The organism is Vibrio sp. 2033 (genome assembly GCF_033339735.1).
Map to the genome: position 1 here is coordinate 1 of NZ_JAWOVC010000330.1, position 717 is coordinate 717.

Below are 717 nucleotides of genomic sequence, written 5' to 3' on the forward strand. Positions count from 1 at the left end.
CGTAACCAATGCTCACGCGTAGGTAGATCAGCTCTTCGTCATAAATAACCGGCGTCCAACACAACGCCAACCTGAGCTTTTGCAGTAACTTCTGCACGTGCTCTTCCATTCCCAAATTGTGTACAACCACTAAAAACTCGTCACCGCCTATTCGCGCGACCATGTCTGAACGTCTCAAGCTGCTTTTGATGCGCTCTGCGGTAGCAATCAACACCTTGTCACCCGCGTCATGGCCGAAGGTATCATTGATGTGTTTGAATCGGTCTAGATCTATATTGATCAACGCAAAGCTGTAACGTTTTTTATAGCGCTTAGCGATTTCAAACTGCTGCTTGTATGACTGCATAAAGTAACGGCGATTGGGCAAATGCGTCAGTTCATCATGCAGCGCACGGTCGTCGGCGATGATGTACAAACGGTAAATCACGATCAACGCAATACTCAGTGCAATGAGAATGGGATAGCCAATGATTCTGACGATGTTCAGCTCAAACCACGAAATTTGTTGCTCAAACTGACCACCCGCGTAGGCCGCCATACTCCAGCCACCGTAAGGGAAGTGCACATGCTCTTTGGCGTACAATTTGCCCGTTTGATTAGGATCACCAAAGAACATATCCCCATATTCGCCGCCGCTGTCATAACCACGTATCGGCAAAGGATAATGGTATGAGAAGTCGAATACGCCGGTTTCTCGCATTAAACCATCAAAATCGA

Annotated in this window: 1 protein-coding gene; it reads right to left on the bottom strand. The window is 47.4% G+C overall.

Annotated features, from left to right (window positions below):
• Positions 1 to 717, bottom strand: a 717-nt coding sequence (locus R7P74_RS26400; RefSeq protein ID WP_318123614.1) for a GGDEF domain-containing protein, incomplete at both ends; no start/stop codon positions are given.